This is a genomic window from Halorubrum sp. SP3, assembly GCF_005435195.1.
In the GTDB taxonomy this organism is placed as follows: Archaea; Halobacteriota; Halobacteria; order Halobacteriales; family Haloferacaceae; genus Halorubrum; species Halorubrum sodomense.
Genome location: NZ_SGTU01000017.1, coordinates 1 through 19,543, shown reverse-complemented (window position 1 = coordinate 19,543; position 19,543 = coordinate 1). Strand labels below are relative to the sequence as shown.

Sequence of the window (19,543 nt, the reverse complement as noted above, 5' to 3'; positions counted from 1 at the left end):
GAGGGCGACGAGGACGCAGCCGAGAGCGACGCAGCGGAGGGCGACGAGGACGCAGCCGAGAGCGACGCGGAGGAGAGCGACGCGGAACCGGCCCCGATTCCCGATGCGGACGAGACCGCGCGGACGGCGACCGGCGAGACCGGGTCCGGCGACGACGTCGAGGACGAGTTGGCCGGCAGCATCCCGTTCCGCGACGACGACACCGGGACGATGAACACCGTGCTGTCCGACGAGGACCGGGAAGACGAGGGGAACGACGGATCCGAGTCGTCCCCGGACGCCGACGACGCGGACCGAACCGATCCCGAGCCCTCCGAAGCGGCCGACCCCCGGAGCGACGAGGAGGAACAGGAGAAGAGCGGGGGGTTCTTCAGCCGGCTCTTCGGTCGGTAGGGAGCGGCGAGGCCGCGACTCGTCGAGCGGGTAGCCGGCGCAGCGGGAATCGGTCGGACCGCGGCGACGCCGTCAGGCCTCCGAGGGAACGCGGGCGCGGTCGCGGATCAGCTCGCGGATCTCCTCGGGGTCGGTGACGGACGCGAGCTCCTCGCAGGAGACCAGAGCGGTGCCGTCGACGGACTCGCGCTTCTCGTCCTCCTCGGTGAAGTACACCGACCGGGTCTGTGCCACCTCGCCGATGGAGGACATGATCCGGGCGCGCTTCTCGGCCGCGGCGGTGAACGCCGAGTGGCCGGTGAGCACGCGCGTCGCGGGGCTGTCCTCGTCCTCTGAGACGGCCTTGAACGGCGCGCGGGCGGTCGGGTGGACGGTGAAGCCGGCGCTCGTGAGCACGCCCAGGACGTGTTCGTCGTCGGGGTCGGCCGCGGGCGCCGAGGGCGTCGGCTCCGCGTCCCGGACATCGTCCGCGCCCTCGAGCACGTCGACCGGGCTGGAGAACGGCTGGTCGAACAGGTCCTCCAGCTGGATCGCCACCTCGATGGAGGCGTTCATCCCGTCCTCGTACTTCGAGACGGTGCGCCTGGAGACGCCCAGCTCGTTCGCGAGGCGGCCGAGCGACCAGCCGCGCTCCTCGCGCTCGTCGGCCAGCAGGTCGCCGTCGAGGCTGACGTACAGCCCGCCGGGCGCCGCGTAGATGAGCGGGGGCATCCCCTCGACGAACAGGTCGTAGGCGGTGTCGGGGTTGATCACCGGCACGCCGTGCCTGAAGTAGACGACGCCCGGCTTCAGCTCCTCGTCGCGGGTTCGGATCCCGATCACCATCGGCGTTCCCCTGAGGTACTCGCCGAGCCGGCGCATCTCCGCGCCGGTCTCCGCGTCGAGCGCGTCGACGTTACCGAGGATCTTCAAGAGGAGGAGGTCCTCGTCGCGGCGGGCCGCCACGTCGAAGCTCTTGGGCCGGACCGCACACCGGTCGCTGACGAGGAAGCCCGCGTCCTCCAGCATCGCGGTGACGTTCTCGATGAGCGCAGTCCGGGACATAGCCGAAACAAGCGGCTCGCCGTATATATGCGTTGTGTCGTCTCCCTCCCGACGAAACTGCCGCCCGCCTGCGATTTTCCGCGTTCGGCACGGGAAACGGTTAAATACTCGACCGGGGCCGAGAGCGGGTCGACCGACCGGAGAGCGACCGGGCCGCCCTCGAAAGGGGCTTGACGCGCCGCCACGAACCGCGTCGCATGCCGATCGTCGCCGTCGACGACACCGACTCCCGCGAGCGCGGGATGTGCACGACGTACGTCGCGACGCGGATCGCGGAGCGGCTCGCGGACGCGGGCGGCCGAGTCCGTCGGTGGCTACTCGTTCGCCTGAATCCGGCCGTGAAACACAAGACGCGCGGGAACGCCGCGGTCGCGATCCACGTCTCCGGGGTCGACGCGGAGCGGGCCGCGACCGTCGCCGTCGAGACGGTCGAGGAGTTCGCCGCGGCCGCTGACCCCCGGACCTCCCCCGGCATCGTCGTCGCCGACCGCGACGTCGACGGCGACCCCTTCGACCCGACCGGGGAGCCGATCCCGGAGGCGGTCGCCGGATTCGCGCACCGCGCGCTCCGCGAGCGGCTCTCCGTCGCCGAGGCGGTCGACCTCGCCGACGAACACGGGTTCCGACACGCCGCGGTCGGCTCGGCGGGCGGGGCCGGCATGGCGGACGGGGGCCGCGAGACAGACGAGGCGGACGAGGCCGGCGGGGCGGACGGGGTCGCGGGACGGGGGCGGATCGGCGCGCTCGCGGCGGTCGGCGCGCCGGCGGCGTTCGACGACTGGACGTTCGAGCGGATCGCCTACCGCGAGCTCGACCGCTGCGGGACGCCCCGCGAGGTCGACGTCGAGAGCGTCTTCGCCGCCGCCGAGGAGGGGTACCCGACGGTCTGGGACACCGTCGACCGCGAGACCGGCGCCGCCGTCTGCGTCCCCAACGCCCCCGGGCCGATCCTCTACGGTATCCGGGGCGACGATGCGACCGCGTGTCGCGAGGTCGCGGCCGATATCGACGGCGAAACGGTCGACCGCGCCGCGACGTTCCTGACGAACCAGGGCACCGATGCCCACCTCGCGCCCGGGCGAATCGGGGGCCTCCGCGACGGCGCTGGCTACCGCGTCGCGGGCGTGGTGGCGAGCGCGCCGGAGACGAAACAAGGGGGGCACGTCCACGTCGACGTCGCGGCCGCGACGGGCGAAGGCGGTCCGGCCGCGGACCGCGACACCCTCCGCGCCGTCGCGTTCGCGCCCACGGGGCGGTTCCGCGACCGGGTGCGCGCGCTCCGGCCGGGCGACCGCGTCACCCTCTGCGGCGAACACGAGGTGCGAGAACACGAAGTGCGAGACGACGCGGACGGGCCCGAGAGCACGCTTAAGCTGGAGAAGTTCGCCGTCCGCGAGCTCGTCCGAACGGCGCCCGCGGTGCCGACGTGTCCCGACTGCGGGCGGTCGATGTCCTCGGCGGGGAGCGGGCAGGGGTACCGGTGTCGCGACTGCGGCACGAGCGCGCCGGGGAAGGTCGCGGAACCGATCGAGCGCGACCTCGAGGTCGGCTGGTACGAGGTGCCGCCGAGCGCGCGCCGCCACGTCGCGAAGCCCCTCGTCCGCGGCGGGTTCGACGCGCCGACGCACCCGGAGCGGTGACGCGGACCCGCCCGGAGCGATAACGCCCGCCCGGAGCGATGAAGTGGTCGCCGCCCGAGCGGCCGGACGTGACCGGAATCGTCTTCCACGCGACGGAGCGGCGCGACGCGGTCGTCGAGTTCTACCGCGAGCGGCTGAACGCGACCGTGCGGCTCGAACAGCCCGACTGCACGATCTTAGAGTTCGACGGGTTCCTGTTCGGGTTTTGCGAGCGTGAGGAGGCCGACGACTGCGGGATACTCACCTTCGTCTACCCGGACCGAGAGGGGGTCGACGCCGCCGCCGGTCGGCTGGGCGACGCGGTCGTGACGGAGCCGCGGGAGAACGAGACGTACGACATATACCAGTGTTTCGCCGAGGATCCGGAAGGGCGGACCGTCGAGTGTCAGGTCTTCCTTAACGACGCGGTCGACATCGAGTAGCCGCGCGTGCTACTCGTCGAGGGCGCGGGCCTCGCGCCACTCGGTCGCCCGCGCCTCGGCCGCGTCTCGGTCGTCGAACCGCACGCGCTCGTAGGCCGACTCGTCGGCCGCCTGCTCCATCACGTCGAGGCGGACGACGAAGCCGCCCGCCGCGCGCTCGCGGAGCCTGACGGTCGCGTACCCGTCCGACCGCTCCCACTCGGTGACCGTGCCGTCGTCGCGCTCCAGCGACCAGCTCATACCCGGGCGGACGCGCCCCGCGGCTAAAGCGGTGCGGTTCCGAGGCCGCGGCGCGGCGCCGAGTTCGGCGAGGCGGGTCGCGGCCGAGTCAGTCGCCCGCCGGCGACCGCTCGGCGCTCGACGACCGCTCCGGGGCCGGCGTGGCGGCGTACCCGCACACCGGGCAGACGACGTAGCCGAGCGAGTCGTACGGCACCGAGGTCGAGGGGGCGCGCACGTCGCAGTCGGGGCAGTCGAACGTCGCGGCGTTCTCGGTCGACATACTGTCTCGGAGCGACCGATCCGCCCTAGTTATGCGCCGCTTGCGGCCACGTCAACGCCATCCTACTTATATATCGAGACCGAATTCCGGCGCGTGACCGACGACGCACACGCGGGAGGGCCGGCGAAGGGGGCGGCGGAGGAGAGGGAGCCGACTCGACCGTCCGAGCGGCGACGCGAGCGGGCCGCGCAACGGCTGGACGAGGTCGACGCGGCGGGCCTGGTCGCGTTCCCGAGCCGCAACCTCCAGTACCTCACCGGCTTCGCCGAGGAGCCCGGCGAGCGGCACTTCTTCCTCGTCGTGCCGGCCGCGAGCGCGGCCGACCCCGAGCCGGCGCTGCTGGTGCCCGCGCTGTACGAGACGCAGGTCCGGGAGGCGACGGGCGTCGCGGAGGTGCGGACGTGGAGCGACGGCGACGACCCGGTCGCGGCGACGCGCGACCTGCTCGCGGACCGGGGGCTCGACGCCGGGCGGCTGCTCGTCGACGACACGATGTGGGCGCGGTTCACGCAGGACCTCCGCGCGGCGGCGCCCGACGCGACGTGGGGGCTCGCGAGCGAGGCGCTCGCCGGCCTCCGGGTCCGGAAGGACGAGGCCGAACTGGCGGCGCTGCGCGAGGCGGCCGCGGTCGCGGACGCGGTCGTCGGCGACCTCCGCGCGCTGGGCGCCGACGCCGTCGGCATGACCGAGGCCGCCCTGGCCGACCGGATCGCGGAGCGACTGACCGAGCGCGGCGGGCGCGGCGTCAGCTTCGAGACGGTCGTCGCGGCCGGCGAGAACGGCGCGAAGCCCCACCACGGGCACGGCGACCGCGAGATCCGGGCTGGCGAGCCGGTCGTCCTCGACTTCGGGACGCGCGTCGACGGCTACCCCTCCGACCAGACGCGGACGCTCGTCTTCGGCGGCGAGCCGAGCGAGGCGTACGCGGAGGTCCACGAGGTCGTGCGCGAGGCGCAGGCGGCCGGCGTGGAGGCGGTCGAGCCCGGGGTCCCCGCGTCGGCCGTCGACCGCGCCGCGCGCGACGTGATCGAGGCGGCGGGGCACGGGGACGCGTTCGTCCACCGGACCGGCCACGGCGTGGGGCTGGACGTCCACGAGGAGCCCTACCTCGTCGCCGGGAACGACCGCCCGCTGGAACCGGGAATGGTGTGTTCCGTCGAGCCCGGAATCTACCTCGACGGGCGCTTCGGCTGTCGGATCGAGGACCTCGTGGTCGTCACCGAGGACGGCTGCGAGCGGCTGAACCGGACCGACCGCGGATGGGAGTGACGGGGAGATAGGCGAAGCGGTTCGCGACGGAGTCGAGTCGGCGGAAAGCGCGGAGACCGGCGTGTCGGCGTTCGACACGCGAGTGCGGGAGTCGTGTGCCTGCGCCCCCAACCGGAAATTACGCCCGGATAATATAACAGTATTACCGGATTATTTCGGGTGTGTTCTCGGTGTCGGACCGAGCCGGCGGCGGCCTCGCGGCTGCGCCCCCGCGGACCCCCGAACGGCATCGAAACCATTAGTGTCGCCCGAGCGGAACCGCGGGGCATGAGCGACACCGATTCGGACGAGGCGGACGAGGAGGCCGAAGCGGAGCCGGCCGTCGAGCTCGGGGACGGGCCGGACGTGGCCGGCGAGCCCGTCGCCCGCGTCGCGTCGCGGCTCACCTGGCCCGCGACGCGCAGCGACGTCCGCGAACAGGAGGGCGACGCCGAACTCCGGACGCCCGACGGCGCGCGCACGCTCGACGACGTGCTCGCGGAGAGCGAGGTCCCCCTCTTCGAGAGCCGGAGCGAGTTCGTTCAGGCGGTCGAGGACGTCGTCGGCCGCGGCCCGGTCGCGACCGAGTAGGCGTCGAGCGCGACGGCACTACCGAGATCCAGGAGCCGAGACGACGAGAGACGGTTACGATGGCGGTCGGCGCGCGCCTGCGAGCGGTCGCCCTCCGGCGACCGCGAGCCAGCGCGTGCGAGGGAGTCGGGCGACCGTCGCTCCGCTCCGGTCGCCCGACGAGGCTGGGGAGGCGTGAGGTGCGGGGCCGTGCGGGGCGGAACTCAGAGGCGCTTTGACGGCGTTCGCCGCCGATCCGTTGACCACCGTTTGTAACCGAGTGACCGGACCGCTGCCGGTGTTGGCCATCGACACGCCGACGACTGCGTATGGATAAACGGCCCCGCCACCGAACTCCTACCCGCCCGCCCCGCTGCCGTCCGCTCCGCCACGATCCAGCCACGAGGTCGCGATCGACTCGAACGGCGCGGAGTAGCCCATCAGCGTCGTCCCCAGGACCGCCATCACGAGGACGTAGCCGACCGCGAACGCGTTGATCGTCCCCGCGAGCGCCGGATCGAACGAGCCCGCCTCCGCGCCGGTGACCGCGACCGTCGCGATGATCAGCGAGAACTCGCCGCGCGTGGTCATGCCGAGGCCGACCCGCGTCGACCGCCGGACGTCGAGGTCGAACGCCCGCCCCGCGAGGTAGCCGGTGACGACCTTCGTCGGCGTGGTCACGACCACGGCGAGCGCGACGAACACCGCGACGTCCGCGAACAGCGCGGGGTCCGTGACGAGCCCGATCCAGAAGAAGAACACCGCGGCGAAGAGGTCGCGGACCGGCTCCAAGATCGTCTCGATCGCGTGGGCCCGGTCCGTCGCGGAGAACGCCATTCCCACGAAGAAGGCCGCGACCGCCTCGCTGACGCCGAGCGCGAGCGCCGCGCCGGCGACGAACACGACCGCCGCCACGGCGCGCAGCGCCACGAACTCCCGGTTGTCCGTCGCGACGAGCCGGTCGAAGAGCGGGGCGCCGAACCGGACGACGCCGAGCAGGCCGACGATGAATCCGACCGCGATGCCCACGTCGGTCGCGGCCGCGGCGACGTCGCCGCCGCCGAGCACCAAGGCGGACGCGACCGCGAGGTAGACGGCGATGAACAGGTCCTCGTACACCAGGGTCCCGAGCAGCGGCTCCGCCTCGTCGTTGGCGATCCAGCCGAGGTCGATGAGGGACTTCGTGATCACCGCCGACGAGGAGATGTAGACGATCCCGGCGACCAGGAACGCCGGGAGGAACGCGTCGAAGACGAGCCAGCCGAGGACGAGTCCGACCCCGAAGTTGGCCAGGTCGATCGTTCCCGCGGTCCCGATCGGGCGCCACCGACCGAGCAGTCGGTCGAGGTTGAACTCCAGGCCGAGGAAGAAGAGGAGGAAGACGATCCCGAGCTCCGCGCCGAGCGCGATGAACTCCGTCTCGGGGACGTAGACGGTGCCGACGGCGGGAAGGGCGACCCGTCCGAGGACGAACTCCCCGACCAGCATCCCGACGAGGATGTACGCGGGGATCACGGACTGCCCGAGGCGGTTCGCGAGCCAGCCGGCGACCGCGACCGCGGCGAACATGACGCCGACGTCGAGCAGCGCCACTACCGGTCACCTCTGGGAGGGCGGACCGTAACGCCGAAACCGGCGGCGCCGTGCCGGCCTGTCATTCGGTGAGTATCGCTTCGAACGCCGCGCAGTTCTCGCGGGTGCCGACTCCGATGAGGGTGTCGCCCTCGCGGAGGGTGGTCTCGGCGCCCGGGCTGTCGAGCACCTCGTCGCCGCGCTGGATGGCGACGACGGCGAGCCCGGTCCGGTTGCCGATGTCGGCGCTCTCGAGCGTCTCGCCGACGAGCGGCGACCCGGGCGGGAGTTCGTACCACTCCAACAGGACGCCGCCCGGCAGCGTCGTCTCCTGCGTCTCCGGCTCGACCGGCTGGAAGTACGCCCCCTCGATGATCGAGCCGATGGTCCGGGCGAGGTCGTCGGAGAACTCGAACGCCCTCTCGGAGTCGGCGTCCGGGTCGGTCCGCCGGAACACCTCTCGCTTGCCGGTGTTGTGGATGACGACGATCATCTCCTCGCCGCCGCCCAGTTCGATCTCGAACTTCTTGCCGACCCCCGGGAGGTCGGACTCGGTGACCGTCATACCGAGACCAGAGAGCCCACGGTAATATGTCTACACCTCTCGCCGGCGGACCCGCGTCAGCGGTCGGCGGGTCCCGTCAGCCGAGCGTCGGCCGCGCACCAAACGCTAAGTGGGGCGAGAGAAAGTGGATCGGTATGTGGCGCTCCCGGGGGGGTCGAGACCGGCAAACGGTGGTCTGTATCGCGTGCGGCGACTCGGTGGCACGGGAAGACGCCCGCGAGTACGACAAGGAGGGCGACCGCTGGAGCCGGCGCGACAAGGAGTTCGAGTACCTCTGTACCGACTGCGACGACGAGATATCGCACCAGCCCCGCGACGGGCTCGAATCGCTGATTCGCTCCATCGAGGCGGACGGACTCACCACCGAGGAGTTCCTCGACCGCTACGCGGACGCGGTCGCGGGCGACGCGGACGACCGGACCGACGAGGCCGACACCCGAGGGCGGTCGGATCGGAAACGCTCCGACCGCGACCGCTCCGACCGCGACCGATAATGCTACCCGTCGGGGACCGGTACCCCGGCTCGTACGCATGAACGCCCTCCACGCGGTAGCCGCGGCTTCCGGCCCCGTTTCGACCGCTATCGACGCCGCCGACCCCGTTCCGACGGCCATCGGCGTCGGCGCACTGGCCCTCGGACTCGTGTTCCTCGCGCGCGGTGCGAGCGGTACCGTCGACGCGGTCGGCGTCCTCCGAGCGACGACGACGGGTCCGGCCGGGCTCGACGGCGACGAGCGAGCGGTGCGGATCACGGGACGAGCCGCCGCGATCGACGACGAGACGCTTCCCGCACCGTTCGGCGGCGATCCCGCCCTCTGCGTCGACTACGACGTCTCGGAGTTCCGCAGCCAGGGAGAGGGGCAGTCGTGGGTCACGATCGACGGGGGCGAGGCCGGCGTCCCGTTCCGCGTCGACGACGGCGGGACCGGGATCCGAGTCGACCCCGCGGCGGCGGCGTTCTCGCTCGACGTCGACGAGAAGATCAAGGTCGACGCCGACGAGGAGCCGCCGGAGCGCGTCCGAGGGTTCGTCGACGCGGTCGACGAGGTCGACGCCACGGAGACGGGGTACGAGGTGGGACCGGTCACGATCGGCGACGACCCCCGACGCCGGTACCTCCAGCGGACGCTCCGGCCGGGCGACGAGGTGACCGTCGTCGGTGACGCCGAGGCGTTCCCGGACGCGCCCGTCGGGGAGGTGAAATCGCGGATCGCGGACGGGTCGCCGTTCGTCGTCGCGGACGCGACCCCGCGGCGGACCGCGCTCCGACTGGTCGGCGCGTCGGCGGTTCCGATCGGCGGCGGCGCGGTCATGCTCGTCGTCGCGGCGGTGGCGCTGTCGCCGGTGGTCGCGGCGCTCGTCTGAGGTTCGATACGGGGTTCGTCCCGCCCGACAGGCCTTTCTAACGGACCCGCGTTGGTGGAGGTATGTCAGACGACGAGCCGAAGCCCGGGTCCGCCGAGGACCAGGGCCCCGTGACGATCACGCCGGCGCTCGCGGACCGACTCGCCGAGAAGCGCGAGGAGCTGTTCGAGGAGTTCGAGATCCGCGACGAGTTCCCGAGCGAGGTGCTCCGCGAAGCGGAGGCCCGGACCGAGGGCGTCTACGAGGAGATCGAGGCCGAGATCGACGAGCGCGAGGACCTCCGCGACCTCACCACCTGGACCACCGACCCGGTCGACGCGCAGGACTTCGACGACGCCATCTCCATCGAGCGCGAGGAGGGCGCCTACCGGCTGTGGGTCCACATCGCCGACGTGACCCACTACGTCACCCCGGACACCGCGATGTGGGAGGAGGCCGTCGAGCGCGCCAACACCGTCTACCTGCCCGACTACACGATCCACATGCTCCCGCCGGTGCTGGCCGAGACCGTCTGCTCGCTCGTCCCGAACGAGGACCGCCTCGCACACACCGTCGAGATGGAGATCGACGAGGAGACGCTCTCCTTCGAGGACATCGACATCTACAAATCCGTGATCAACTCCGACGAACGGCTCACCTACTCCGAGTGCGAAGAGCGGCTCGAAGACCCCGATCTGCCGCTTGGCGAGGAGAATCAGTTGGCCTTCGAGCTCGCCGACCGCATGCACGAGCAGCGCAAGGCGGACGGTTCGCTCGTCTTGAACCCGCGCCGCGACCGCGCGCACACCATCATCGAGGAGTCGATGCTGAAGGCGAACAAGGCGGTGACGCACACCCTGATGTGGGACCGCGGCGTCGAGGCGATGTACCGCGTCCACCCGCAGCCCACCCCCGACCAGTGGAACGAGGCGCTCAAGGAGATCCAGGAGCTCGACGGCGTCTCGATCCCCGGCGACGCGTGGGGCGACGACCCGCGGAAGGCGGTCAACGCCGCCTTAGAGGAGTCGCCAGAGCGCCAGCTCAACAAGATCCAGCGCGCCGTGTTGAAGGTGATGCCGCGCGCGAAGTACATGAACGACCCGTTCGGCGGCCACCACGCGCTCAACTTCGACATCTACGGGCACTTCACCTCGCCCATCCGCCGGCTGTCGGACACGATCAACCACTGGATCGTCCACGAGAACGACGTGCCCGAGACCCTCGTCGAACTCTGCGACCGCGCCAGCGACAAGCAGAAGGACGGCGAGACCGCCGAGCGGCTCTACAAGCAGTTCCTCGAAGAGCAGGGGCTCGACCCGCACGCGGTCAACAACCGCGGCGTCGAGGTCGTCGAGGACTCCGAGGCGGCGAAGCACACGGCGTAGCCTCTCGCGGCCGGGGTCGGGTAGCAGGCCGACCGTGCCGGCCCGCGAGACGCGACGCGCCGAGACATATACACCCGCTCGGCCGCAACGACCGGTATGACCGGCCACGAACACACCGACGCGGACCGACACGGGAAGGGCGCGCTCGAACCTACCGGCGACCCCGAGCGCGACGCGGAGCGCGCGGCGACGCTCGGCGGCTTCACCGGCGCGGTCCTCGGCGCCCGGGGGGGCCCGGTCGGCGCCGGGATCGGCGCGTTCCTCGGCGGGTCGACCGGCTACGCGGTCGGCTACGCCGTCAGCGAACTGGAGTCGGCGGCCGACGAGAGACGTGATTCGGGAGCCACCGACGGGTCAGACGGGTCCGAGCCGGACGGCGCCGAGTCCGACGAGGGGCCCGTGAGGATCGACGTCGAGTCCGAGGGGGACGCCGACGCAGACGACGAAACCGCAGACGACGAAACCGCGGACGACGAGACCGCAGACGACGACGAGACCGCAGACGACGAGTCGTGACCGATCCCGGGGTCGTCGCAGATACCGCCGCCGGATCCGAGCGCCCGCGAACGCCGGGCCGCCGTCGGGTCGAGCGGGGGGCGACGCGGCCGGCGGTCCGCTCAGTCCCGTCGCGTCGCGAACCGCGTGACAGCGGTCGCGGACAGCGAGCCGAGCGCCGCGATACCTGCCAGGACGACGAACAGCTCTCGGGGTCCGGCGCGGGTCAGGACCGTCCCGGCCAGCGTGGAACCGAGCGCGCCGATCCCGAAGATCCCGACGTACGTGTAGCCGAAGGAGAGGCCGCGCGCCTCGCTCGGGGAGTAGGCGGCGACCGTCGCCTGTGAGAGCGGTTGGACCGTGAACAGCGCGACGCCGAGCGCGAGCGACACCGCGACGAACGTCGCGACCGCGTCGGTCGCCGGAATGAAGAGCAGCGCGAGCAGCGACAGAGCGGCCATCACCGCAATGAGGCCCCGCTCCGGCGCCGCGCGGTCGGCGATCCGACCGCCGAGGTACTGTCCGAACACGCCGACCGAGAGGACCGCGACGTACAGGTAGCGGCCCACGTCGAACTGGTCGGCGTACGGGCTGTCGGGGTCGACGAGTCGGAGGTCGACGAGGCCGCCGAGCGCGTCGCTGAGGAGGTCAGGGAGGAACGTGAGGAACGTCCGGTAGTAGAGCCCGCTGAACGTGACGAACGCGAACACGATCAGGAAGCCGCCGGCGAGCAGGGCGCGCGTGTCCGTCGCGATCGACGACAGCGAGACCTCGCCTTTCGTGCCGCCGGACGACGCCCCGCCGTCGGAACTCCCCGCTTCGGCCGAATTCTCCGCGTCGGTCACATTCCCCGCTTCGGCCGAACTCCCCGTTTCGTCGACGGTGACGCCGTACGCGGCGACGACGACCGCGGGCAGCGCGAGCGCCGCAGTCACCAGCCGCCAGTCGAACGCCAGGAGCAGCAGCGCGGTCGCCAGCGGGCCGAGCGCGATCCCGAGGTTCCCGCCGATCCCGTGGTAGCCGAGCGCGGTCCCGCGCCGGTCGATCGACTTCGAGATCAGCGACAGCCCCGCGGGGTGGTAGACGCTGGCGGTGAGCCCCCAGCACGCGACGGCGACGGCGAGGACCGGGAGCGTCGGCGCGACGCTCACGAGGAGGAACGACCCCGCCATCCCCGTGAGACAGGCGAGGATGAGCGGCTTCGACCCGAACCGGTCGACCAGGATGCCGCCCGGGAGCGCGCCGACCCCGAACAGCCCGTAGCCGAGGGTGACGACGACGCCGAGGGCGGCGGCGGTCGTGGAGAACTCCCCGATCCACACCGTCAGCAGAATCGGGATCGACAGCTCGTAGGTGTGGACGAGCCCGTGCGATCCCGCGGTGAACCCGACGATCCGTCGCTCGGCGGCGTCCATGTGAGCCGACGGTTCGGCGGGTCCGCTGATAACCTCCGGGGTAGCCGCCGCGGTTGCCGAGAGTCGGGAGACGCTTGCGGGGCGGCGGGGCCGGCGGGGCCGGCAGGGGGCACCGCGCGGGAGCCTACAGCGACGACGTGTACAGCAGCAGGCCGACGGCGACGATCGAGACCAGCAGGATCCACCCGACCATGATGGCCCCCATCTGACGGTGCGTGAGGTTCGTGCCCTCGAGTATCTCGGAGACGCCCATACGTCGCCAAACTTACTCGGGGTATATAAGCGGACTGGGTCCGGGAGGTAGCAACGGCAAGCCGGCCGATCGGCCGCTGGTCGTCACGCTGAAGCGCGGTCAGTGAGAAGCGTCGATATTCGATGGACTACTTGGTCTCCGATCTCCACCTCGACCACGGCAACGTCATCGGCTACTGCGATCGACCGTTCGGCTCGGTCGAGGAGATGAACGAGACGCTGGTCGAGCGGTGGAATCGCGTCGTCGATCCGACTGACGAGGTGTTGTACGGTGGCGACCTGACGATCCGGGATTCAGCGGGAGCCCTGTTGGACCGGCTCGACGAACTCGACGGGGAGCTCGTCTTCCTCATCGGGAACCACGACGGGACGATACTGGAGCGGTTAGACGGGGTTCAGCTCGTCGAGGAGTGCCGCTTCGAGCATCGCGGAGTCCCGTTCCACGCCGTCCATGACCCGGCAGACGGGCCGTCGAACCCGAAGGGGTGGACACTCCACGGCCACCACCACAACAATTGGCCGGATCGGTTCCCCTTCATCGACCACGACGCCCGCCGTGTGAACTTTTCCGTCGAACTGCTGGACTACCGTCCGCTGGCGTTCGATAGGCTGGTCGACTACCTGGCCCTCGGTGAGCGGTTCCCGGATCGAACCGCCGCAGAGAACGCGCTGTCGACGCAGAACTCCGCGGGAAGCGGAGTGGACTCGCGGGGGTCCCGCGAGCGAACGGAGTGAGCGAGTGGGACCACGCGAGGGAACGACTGAACGACCGAAGGGAGTGAAGAAGTGGACTCGCGGGGATTTGAACCCCGGGCCTCTACACGGCTCAGAGCAACCCTCGGCGGCTCTCAGGCCGCCTCGGCTTGCTTCGCCGTGTGCGCGCGAAGAAACTCACGGGGTGCCAATTCCCGAATACGAACGCGCACGACGGCGTTCAGCACCCGAGGTACGACAACCCGTGAACTCCACACCGCCGCGCGACGCGATGAACCGCTACCTGAACGACAAGGCCAACGACGTAACCGACTCCACCCTCTCGAACTACGAAACGACCCTGCGGAAGTTCGTCGGCTGGCTCGAAGACGAGGACCTCACAAACCTCAACAACCTCACCAGCGACGACATCCAGCAGTTCAAGGAGTGGCGACAGGAGCAGGTCAAGACCATCACGCTCAAGACCGACATGACCTGCGTGAAGGACTTCGTCCGCTTCTGTGAACACATCAACGCCGTTCCCAAGGACCTGCGGATGATGGTCCGTATCCCCAAACCCGATGACGCCGAGGAGGTAGCCGACGCCGTGCTGACGAAGGACGAAGCAACCCAAATCATCGAGTACCTCAACAAGCACGAGTACGCGACCCTCCGTCACGTCATCGTCCTGCTCCTCTGGAAGACCGGGATGCGTCGGAGTTCCCTGTACGCGCTCGACACGGACGACTTTGAGGACGGGAGCAGGCCCTACCTCCGCGTTCGTCACCGTCCGGAGACCGAGACCCCGCTCAAGAACAAGGGCAAAGGCGAGCGCGACATTCGCATCAGTGACGAAGTCGCCGCGGTCCTCCGTGACTACTTCCGCTTCAACCACCCGGGCGGCGAGGACGAACACGGACGGACGCCGCTGTTGATGTCGAGCCACGGGAAGCGGTGCGAACCGACGACGATTCAGCGGAACATCTACACCGCGACTCGACCGTGCCACTACACCGGGGAGTGCCCGATGAGTCGCGACTTACCGGAGTGCGAGGCGACCTCCTACAACACCGCGAGCAAGTGCCCTGCGTCGGTGAGTCCGCACGCGCTCCGGCGCGGCTACGTTACCGAGGCGCTGAACGCGGGCCAGCCGAAGGACGTGACCGCCGACCGCGTGGACATGTCCCGCGAGGTGATGGACAAGCACTACGACAAAGCGACGAAGAACGAGCAGATGGAGCGACGAGAGGACTACCTCGTGGACATCTGAGCCAATAGTCACCTACACCTCGTGAAAATGAGTAGAGCGCCATCTCTTTACCATTTCTTCGGCGAAAACAATGTATGTCCGAGTCTGACGGAGAAGACAACCTCCCTACACGGCTCAAAATACCGGATTCTTTTACCGAGGAGTTTGTCGAAAAGAACGAAGGGAGCCTCAGAAGGTCCGAAAACGTTCAGATTCTAATAGCCTTAGGTGTTCTTGGACTTACGGGGACCTTAGTTGCACAGAATCTGATTTCCTTTCCTCTATTAGAGGGGGCTTCCGAGTCTGAGTTGGTTCGGTGGGGGTTCCGTTTCTTAGTCTATGCGACAATCGTATTTTTGGCCGCTAAACTCGTGACTTCGGCCTTCTACCCAAGCAGCAAAAATCGAGGTTTAGTAGCATTACACGAGTGGGTCGAACCGTTCATCTATGTTTTTTCGACCTCGGTTTTCGGGTTTCTTGTGGCTGTGATAGTATTGATACAGAACACTTTCCTCTCCCTCAGTAATTTGATAGTCCTTCCACTCGTGGTAATTCCGTCCCTCATAATGGCAGGGGCATACAGTAGAAAGAGAAGGGCTGCGTATGAGCGGTTGCGGGACGCAAAAGCAGACGAGGTCAAGTTCCGACTTCTTTGGAATTTGTTTATTGAGGAAGCGTGGGGTACTGGAATGGATGAAGACAAACTCGTCAATTGGACAGCGACAAATGAATCAGAGAAGCAGATTCGTAATGTCTTAAATGAGATGGTGTCAGATGAGGGCTCTCTGGTCCAGAGAGAAGATGGAAAAATCAAACTCACAGACAAGTATGAGGCAGTCAAACGTCTGAAACATAATGGGGTCCCCGAACCAGAATTGAGACAGATTGTCCCTGATTATATGAAGCCATCTCCGACAGCCAACCCGGAGAGTGATGATGAAACTATCTTCTACTGTCATTCTTGTAAGAAGCATTTCGCTGAGAGTGAAATGAGTCCCCTACAGGTGGAAAATCGGGAGTGTCCAGAGTGTGGTCAAGGTATGGACCTTCACGCAAGTCCAAGAAGTCGGAGAGAAAGATAGACATCTCCCCAATTCACGATGAATTGGTGAGGTCTCTATTCATCATCTTCTACATCTGCGCTGAGTACACGGTTGTAGGAGACAACAAGATGTGTCGTTCCAAGTACAATAAATCCAAGAACGAACAAACCGGCATACGCACCTAATTCATACAAAATTGGCAAGTCCGCATTTGCTATCCGAAGCGCATTACCCCCAAGGACACCTCCGGTAATTAGAGCCAATACTTGCTCAAGCAGGTCAAGTCCGTCTTTCTGCATCTCTGCTTGTACGCGATTCCAAATAGATTCATCAGACATCTTACCACCCTCAGATTTGTTGGACGATGTTCAGGAGAATCAGCGCAAAAATCCCAAACACACCAACGTAGACGATGAGTGTTATACCACTCGACATTAAGTTAGTTACAAGAGATGTATCAGCACCAGCCATAATGGCAAGTACCCCTGCTCCTACGACCAAAATTAGCGCGGCGGAGATGGCTTCCCCGATGTCTGTCATCAATTAGTTATATTGAACAGTCCATCTTAAGCCTATTTGACATCAGGTGGTGTAATTCGATGACCCCCCGACAATCTACTCCGTATCAAACCGTCTCTCTAACTCTCCCTCGATTTCTTTGAGGACGGCAGTCGCTTCGTCGAGAACCTCTGTGTCCGATGCCGTTCCGTCAGCGTCGCCGAGCCGTTCCCGGGCGACCTGCGTAACAATCCCCCGAGTAATCGTGATTGCCTCGTCGGGAGGTACGGTGAACAGGCCGCACTCTGGATGCTGGTTCGGCCCGAGCGTCTTTGTCAATCGGACCCGGATAGGTCGGTCAGACATAGAGCCGACCACCCCTCCGGTTCGATGCAGTCACCCAAACGGAGTTGCTCACTTTCTGCTCTGCCCCGGTCGCTCCCCGAGTTCGAGACCTCGAAGCCAACCCCTGCCGAAACCTCCGTGGCTTGGGTTGCGTTGAACTCTCGTTCTCAATCCCTGCCGAGTGTCTCCAGTCGTATCGACCCGATGAGCGCCACCGCGGTTGCTCCGGTCTCGGGGCAGTTCCCGAGACGAACCTCTCTTTGCCTCTGTACATACGCTGTGAAGCAAGCCGACGATAGTAACTGCTCGGGAGAATCCGAACGCGCGCGTTTTTGATTACTCCGTGAGCGCGGCCTCTGCCCTCTTGCGGAGCCGCCTCGCTTCGGTTCGAGCCGACGGGTACCTCGTTTCGTCGTCTTCTATCTCGCTCATCTCGTCGAGCAGAAAGGCCGCCTCTCTCGGGGTGAGTTCCATACACTCACTACGATTCGAGAGGGCTTAACCGTGAATTTCAATTCTTTGAATACAACTTCTAAAAGGCCCGTTCTCGGGACTCTCGTGTTCTAATAGAGAGTGTAAACCCATCCTCTCAACCAACGTGTTCTAAGAGAGCGTACTGTACTCCGGGGGGTCATCGAGTTTAAACACGAGTTCTAAGAGCGAGTTGCCACGGAGAGTAGATACCCTAAGAGTGGTAACCTTAGAGAGAGCGACCCCCTCGAAACATGAAGTTCAGAGGGCCGGTCGGCGACGGCCAATGCGCACGCGCCTTGGCCCCGACTTCACGCCGAGAGGAGCCATACCGCCAGAAAGCGCAGTCAAACGGGGAGGACTGTGAGCGGATTCCCCTGTTCTCGGAGGTCTACCAGAGGGAGGGGTTGGGGGTTGGAACACCAGTCGGCAAGGCACGCGCGAAATTTGGTAAGTTCGCCTCTCTATTGTGGTCAGATTTGACTGCGTTTTGTGGAATTTGTCAGAAATAAGAATTATGCGCTAACTCTCCAAATGATTAGAGCGAGAGAACTTACAGAGACCAGATGTTCAGAGCGACTTCCGCGAGTTCTGACGTTCGCTCTTGTATGGTGTCGAGGTTCCAGTTGTCGTAGTTCTCACCGACAGCCCGAGTCATAGCGATGTCTGATGAGGCATATTCGTTCTTTTTCGTCTCGAACGGGTCGTTACTCGCACGGATGTTTTTGTCCGATTCGAGGAGGGTAAGATTCCCGAGACGGTCTCGGTGCTGTTCAAACGTCGCCTGTGTCGTATTCAACGCCGTAACCCACGCGCTGTGACGAGTGGCGGTGTATGCGGAACGAGGAGCGATGTGCTCGATGTCATAATCACCCATCCGGTCTACGTTCCCGTTGTAGTGGACCTCCTCGATTCGTTTGAGCATGTACCTCGTTCGGTCATTGAGTTTGACCCGCTTGTTCTCGATACCAGCCCTAAATTCGGCATCACTCGGGTACTTGCCGCGAAGGTATCCTCGCATCTCTTCTATAGGGTCGCTTTCGTTGAATACGGTCGAGCAGAGTTCGGAATAGATGCGGTCCAACTGCCCACCAGTCGCGTAATTGGCGACTTTCCACCGGACCAAGAACCGCTCAAGAACACCGAGTGCTTCCATAACCTTGTTCGGGTTGTCAAATTCTTGGAAGATACGGAGAAGAAGCGTACGAGCCTGAACAGACTTGATGTAGTGTAAGTGTGTCAGTTTCTCGTTGATGGCCTCGTTTCCTCCGTGGTCGTATCGGTCAATGTCTGCGTTGGCAATCTGTAGATACAACTCGGACTGGTTGGCCGCGTCAGCCAGATAGGATTCGAGCGTAAGGTCGTCTGAGCCGCGAACGTCGCTGATGATACCTTGGAAGGTGTCGTAGAGTTTGTAGTCGGAAACGTCGTCGGGATAGTCCGGGGCCGGTGCCGACATGATGTAGTGACGGAAGAACCGGCTCGGCTTGTTGAGGTGTGGAACCGTGTTGTCAACTGTTGTCTGCCACGATTGCTTGACCGCCTCGTAATCAACATCGTCGTCTTGTGCGGCGATACTGAAGATGTGGTTCTTCATCAGGTCAACCGAGGAGAGTTCAAGCCCCCGTTCGTTCAGGGTCTCGAACAGTCGGAACGCCGACTGCTCCTCAGTACACTCGATTGAGACGAGAGTGACTGAACTCAGCAACCGCTTTCTGAGGACATCTGTTTCATCAAGGTCTAAACCGTGAATCCGTGAACCGAAAAATTCGAGCGCCTCGTTCAGAGTCTCGTTGTCCACCTGACCGAAGTTACAATTCAGAATCGCCGAAAACGAGTCGTTGTCGTACCGACTGAGGGTGAGGTTCTGATACTCTTGCTGGTCGAGGTCCTGCTCGAAGAGGTATTCGTTTCGAATCGCGTCAGCCTGTCCGCTCTCCCCCTCATCGAGATACTTCTGGCGCATTACGGCGAGCATCGTAAGCATGGTCGCCATCCGCTGTTGGCCGTCTACAACTTCGAGCCGGTCCAGTTCGTTCAGTCCGGAGGAGCGTTCGATGACTACGATAGAGCCGAGGAAGTGTGTGTCACCGTCGCGGAGTGCTTGGAGGTCTTCCCACAAGGCACGCCACTGTTCTTCGCCCCACGAATACTGGCGTTGGTAGTCCGGAACAGTGTAGCGATAGTTCCGAGAAAGAACGCTCTCAACGGTATCCTCGTTAGCAGAGATACCGAGACTTCCGCTCATAATTTTTTGAAAACAGGTTTCGGTAATAGGTATTTCTGTTGAATATTCTCTTGAACCCATAGGTTGTGGTTAAGCAACCGCCACTCCGGACTTCTGTGCCTGCGTTAGAAGGAGAACAGTTCGAGGTAGAGGTTAGGACGGAAGAGCGT

23 protein-coding genes and 1 pseudogene are annotated in these 19,543 nt (G+C 66.0%); 12 read left to right on the top strand and 12 right to left on the bottom strand.

Annotated elements, in window-relative coordinates; translation table 11 throughout:
* Positions 1 to 393: pseudogene (locus EXE42_RS20235) on the top strand (cobyrinic acid ac-diamide synthase); the annotation flags it as partial.
* A 72-nt stretch (positions 394 to 465) separates the two neighbouring features.
* Here EXE42_RS20235 and EXE42_RS12480 read toward each other — a convergent pair.
* Positions 466 to 1,437, bottom strand: a complete 972-nt coding sequence (locus tag EXE42_RS12480; protein WP_092920690.1) for a transcriptional regulator — start codon at positions 1,435 to 1,437, stop codon at positions 466 to 468.
* 197 nt (positions 1,438 to 1,634) lie between these two features.
* Here EXE42_RS12480 and EXE42_RS12475 point away from each other — a divergent pair, with 197 nt between their 5' ends.
* On the top strand, positions 1,635 to 3,077 hold the full coding sequence (locus tag EXE42_RS12475) for a tRNA(Ile)(2)-agmatinylcytidine synthase (protein ID WP_137706636.1): 1,443 nt from the start codon (positions 1,635 to 1,637) through the stop codon (positions 3,075 to 3,077).
* 68 nt (positions 3,078 to 3,145) lie between these two features.
* On the top strand, positions 3,146 to 3,499 hold the full coding sequence (locus tag EXE42_RS12470) for a glyoxalase (RefSeq protein WP_092921314.1): 354 nt from the start codon (positions 3,146 to 3,148) through the stop codon (positions 3,497 to 3,499).
* Positions 3,500 to 3,508: 9 nt separating this feature from the next.
* On the opposite strand, the gene EXE42_RS12465 is transcribed toward EXE42_RS12470, so the two are convergent.
* Both EXE42_RS12465 and EXE42_RS19375 read right to left on the bottom strand, forming a co-directional pair.
* The gene (locus tag EXE42_RS12465) at positions 3,509 to 3,739 is read right to left on the bottom strand and encodes a hypothetical protein (protein WP_092920688.1); all 231 of its coding nucleotides are present in this window, start codon (positions 3,737 to 3,739) and stop codon (positions 3,509 to 3,511) included.
* 88 nt (positions 3,740 to 3,827) lie between these two features.
* Positions 3,828 to 4,001 (bottom strand): hypothetical protein, encoded by a 174-nt coding sequence (locus tag EXE42_RS19375; RefSeq protein ID WP_199233601.1) that lies wholly within the window; start codon positions 3,999 to 4,001, stop codon positions 3,828 to 3,830.
* A gap of 93 nt (positions 4,002 to 4,094) precedes the next feature.
* On the opposite strand from EXE42_RS19375, the gene EXE42_RS12460 reads away from it, so the two are divergent.
* Positions 4,095 to 5,270: an aminopeptidase P family protein gene (locus tag EXE42_RS12460; RefSeq protein WP_137706635.1), complete on the top strand. Its 1,176-nt coding sequence runs from the start codon at positions 4,095 to 4,097 to the stop codon at positions 5,268 to 5,270.
* Between the two features lie 267 nt (positions 5,271 to 5,537).
* Positions 5,538 to 5,840 (top strand): DUF5789 family protein, encoded by a 303-nt coding sequence (locus EXE42_RS12455; protein WP_092920686.1) that lies wholly within the window; start codon positions 5,538 to 5,540, stop codon positions 5,838 to 5,840.
* Positions 5,841 to 6,176: 336 nt separating this feature from the next.
* On the opposite strand, the gene EXE42_RS12450 is transcribed toward EXE42_RS12455, so the two are convergent.
* Both EXE42_RS12450 and EXE42_RS12445 read right to left on the bottom strand, forming a co-directional pair.
* Positions 6,177 to 7,412, bottom strand: coding sequence for a cation:proton antiporter (locus tag EXE42_RS12450; RefSeq protein ID WP_092920685.1), 1,236 nt, complete (start codon positions 7,410 to 7,412; stop codon positions 6,177 to 6,179).
* A 61-nt stretch (positions 7,413 to 7,473) separates the two neighbouring features.
* Positions 7,474 to 7,956 carry a cation:proton antiporter regulatory subunit gene (locus tag EXE42_RS12445; protein WP_092920684.1) on the bottom strand — a complete coding sequence of 161 codons (483 nt, stop codon included), beginning with the start codon at positions 7,954 to 7,956 and terminating at the stop codon, positions 7,474 to 7,476.
* A gap of 134 nt (positions 7,957 to 8,090) precedes the next feature.
* On the opposite strand from EXE42_RS12445, the gene EXE42_RS12440 reads away from it, so the two are divergent.
* The 4 genes from EXE42_RS12440 (at position 8,091) to EXE42_RS12425 (ending at position 11,201) form a co-directional block, all read left to right on the top strand.
* Positions 8,091 to 8,450 carry a hypothetical protein gene (locus EXE42_RS12440; protein WP_137706634.1) on the top strand — a complete coding sequence of 120 codons (360 nt, stop codon included), beginning with the start codon at positions 8,091 to 8,093 and terminating at the stop codon, positions 8,448 to 8,450.
* 37 nt (positions 8,451 to 8,487) lie between these two features.
* Positions 8,488 to 9,321, top strand: coding sequence for a hypothetical protein (locus EXE42_RS12435; protein ID WP_092920682.1), 834 nt, complete (start codon positions 8,488 to 8,490; stop codon positions 9,319 to 9,321).
* A 62-nt stretch (positions 9,322 to 9,383) separates the two neighbouring features.
* Positions 9,384 to 10,685 carry a ribonuclease catalytic domain-containing protein gene (locus tag EXE42_RS12430; protein WP_092920681.1) on the top strand — a complete coding sequence of 434 codons (1,302 nt, stop codon included), beginning with the start codon at positions 9,384 to 9,386 and terminating at the stop codon, positions 10,683 to 10,685.
* A 96-nt stretch (positions 10,686 to 10,781) separates the two neighbouring features.
* Entirely contained in the window at positions 10,782 to 11,201 is a 420-nt protein-coding gene (locus tag EXE42_RS12425) for a hypothetical protein (RefSeq protein WP_137706633.1), read from the top strand.
* A gap of 101 nt (positions 11,202 to 11,302) precedes the next feature.
* On the opposite strand, the gene EXE42_RS12420 is transcribed toward EXE42_RS12425, so the two are convergent.
* Together EXE42_RS12420 and EXE42_RS20635 are read right to left on the bottom strand one after the other, a co-directional pair.
* The gene (locus EXE42_RS12420; protein ID WP_137706632.1) at positions 11,303 to 12,595 is read right to left on the bottom strand and encodes an MFS transporter; all 1,293 of its coding nucleotides are present in this window, start codon (positions 12,593 to 12,595) and stop codon (positions 11,303 to 11,305) included.
* 124 nt (positions 12,596 to 12,719) lie between these two features.
* Positions 12,720 to 12,848, bottom strand: a complete 129-nt coding sequence (locus tag EXE42_RS20635; protein ID WP_255510257.1) for a hypothetical protein — start codon at positions 12,846 to 12,848, stop codon at positions 12,720 to 12,722.
* Between the two features lie 122 nt (positions 12,849 to 12,970).
* Here EXE42_RS20635 and EXE42_RS12415 point away from each other — a divergent pair, with 122 nt between their 5' ends.
* The 3 genes from EXE42_RS12415 to EXE42_RS12405 all read left to right on the top strand — a co-directional run bounded on the left by EXE42_RS12415 (position 12,971) and on the right by EXE42_RS12405 (position 15,871).
* Positions 12,971 to 13,582 (top strand): metallophosphoesterase, encoded by a 612-nt coding sequence (locus EXE42_RS12415; protein WP_137706631.1) that lies wholly within the window; start codon positions 12,971 to 12,973, stop codon positions 13,580 to 13,582.
* A 223-nt stretch (positions 13,583 to 13,805) separates the two neighbouring features.
* Entirely contained in the window at positions 13,806 to 14,810 is a 1,005-nt protein-coding gene (locus tag EXE42_RS12410; RefSeq protein WP_241988382.1) for a tyrosine-type recombinase/integrase, read from the top strand.
* 74 nt (positions 14,811 to 14,884) lie between these two features.
* Entirely contained in the window at positions 14,885 to 15,871 is a 987-nt protein-coding gene (locus EXE42_RS12405) for a hypothetical protein (RefSeq protein ID WP_137706630.1), read from the top strand.
* 35 nt (positions 15,872 to 15,906) lie between these two features.
* Here the strand turns inward: EXE42_RS12405 and EXE42_RS12400 are convergent, their stop codons facing one another.
* The 5 genes from EXE42_RS12400 to EXE42_RS12385 form a co-directional block, all read right to left on the bottom strand.
* Positions 15,907 to 16,170: a hypothetical protein gene (locus tag EXE42_RS12400; protein WP_137275746.1), complete on the bottom strand. Its 264-nt coding sequence runs from the start codon at positions 16,168 to 16,170 to the stop codon at positions 15,907 to 15,909.
* Positions 16,171 to 16,180: 10 nt separating this feature from the next.
* Complete coding sequence (locus EXE42_RS12395; RefSeq protein WP_137275745.1) at positions 16,181 to 16,372, bottom strand: hypothetical protein; 192 nt, start codon at positions 16,370 to 16,372, stop codon at positions 16,181 to 16,183.
* Positions 16,373 to 16,447: 75 nt separating this feature from the next.
* A complete protein-coding gene (locus EXE42_RS12390) occupies positions 16,448 to 16,669 on the bottom strand; it encodes a hypothetical protein (RefSeq protein WP_137694974.1) in 222 nt (73 codons plus the stop codon).
* A 342-nt stretch (positions 16,670 to 17,011) separates the two neighbouring features.
* Complete coding sequence (locus tag EXE42_RS19370; RefSeq protein ID WP_170964433.1) at positions 17,012 to 17,149, bottom strand: hypothetical protein; 138 nt, start codon at positions 17,147 to 17,149, stop codon at positions 17,012 to 17,014.
* Between the two features lie 550 nt (positions 17,150 to 17,699).
* Positions 17,700 to 19,394 (bottom strand): DUF262 domain-containing protein, encoded by a 1,695-nt coding sequence (locus EXE42_RS12385; RefSeq protein ID WP_158293468.1) that lies wholly within the window; start codon positions 19,392 to 19,394, stop codon positions 17,700 to 17,702.
* Positions 19,395 to 19,543 lie beyond the last annotated feature (149 nt).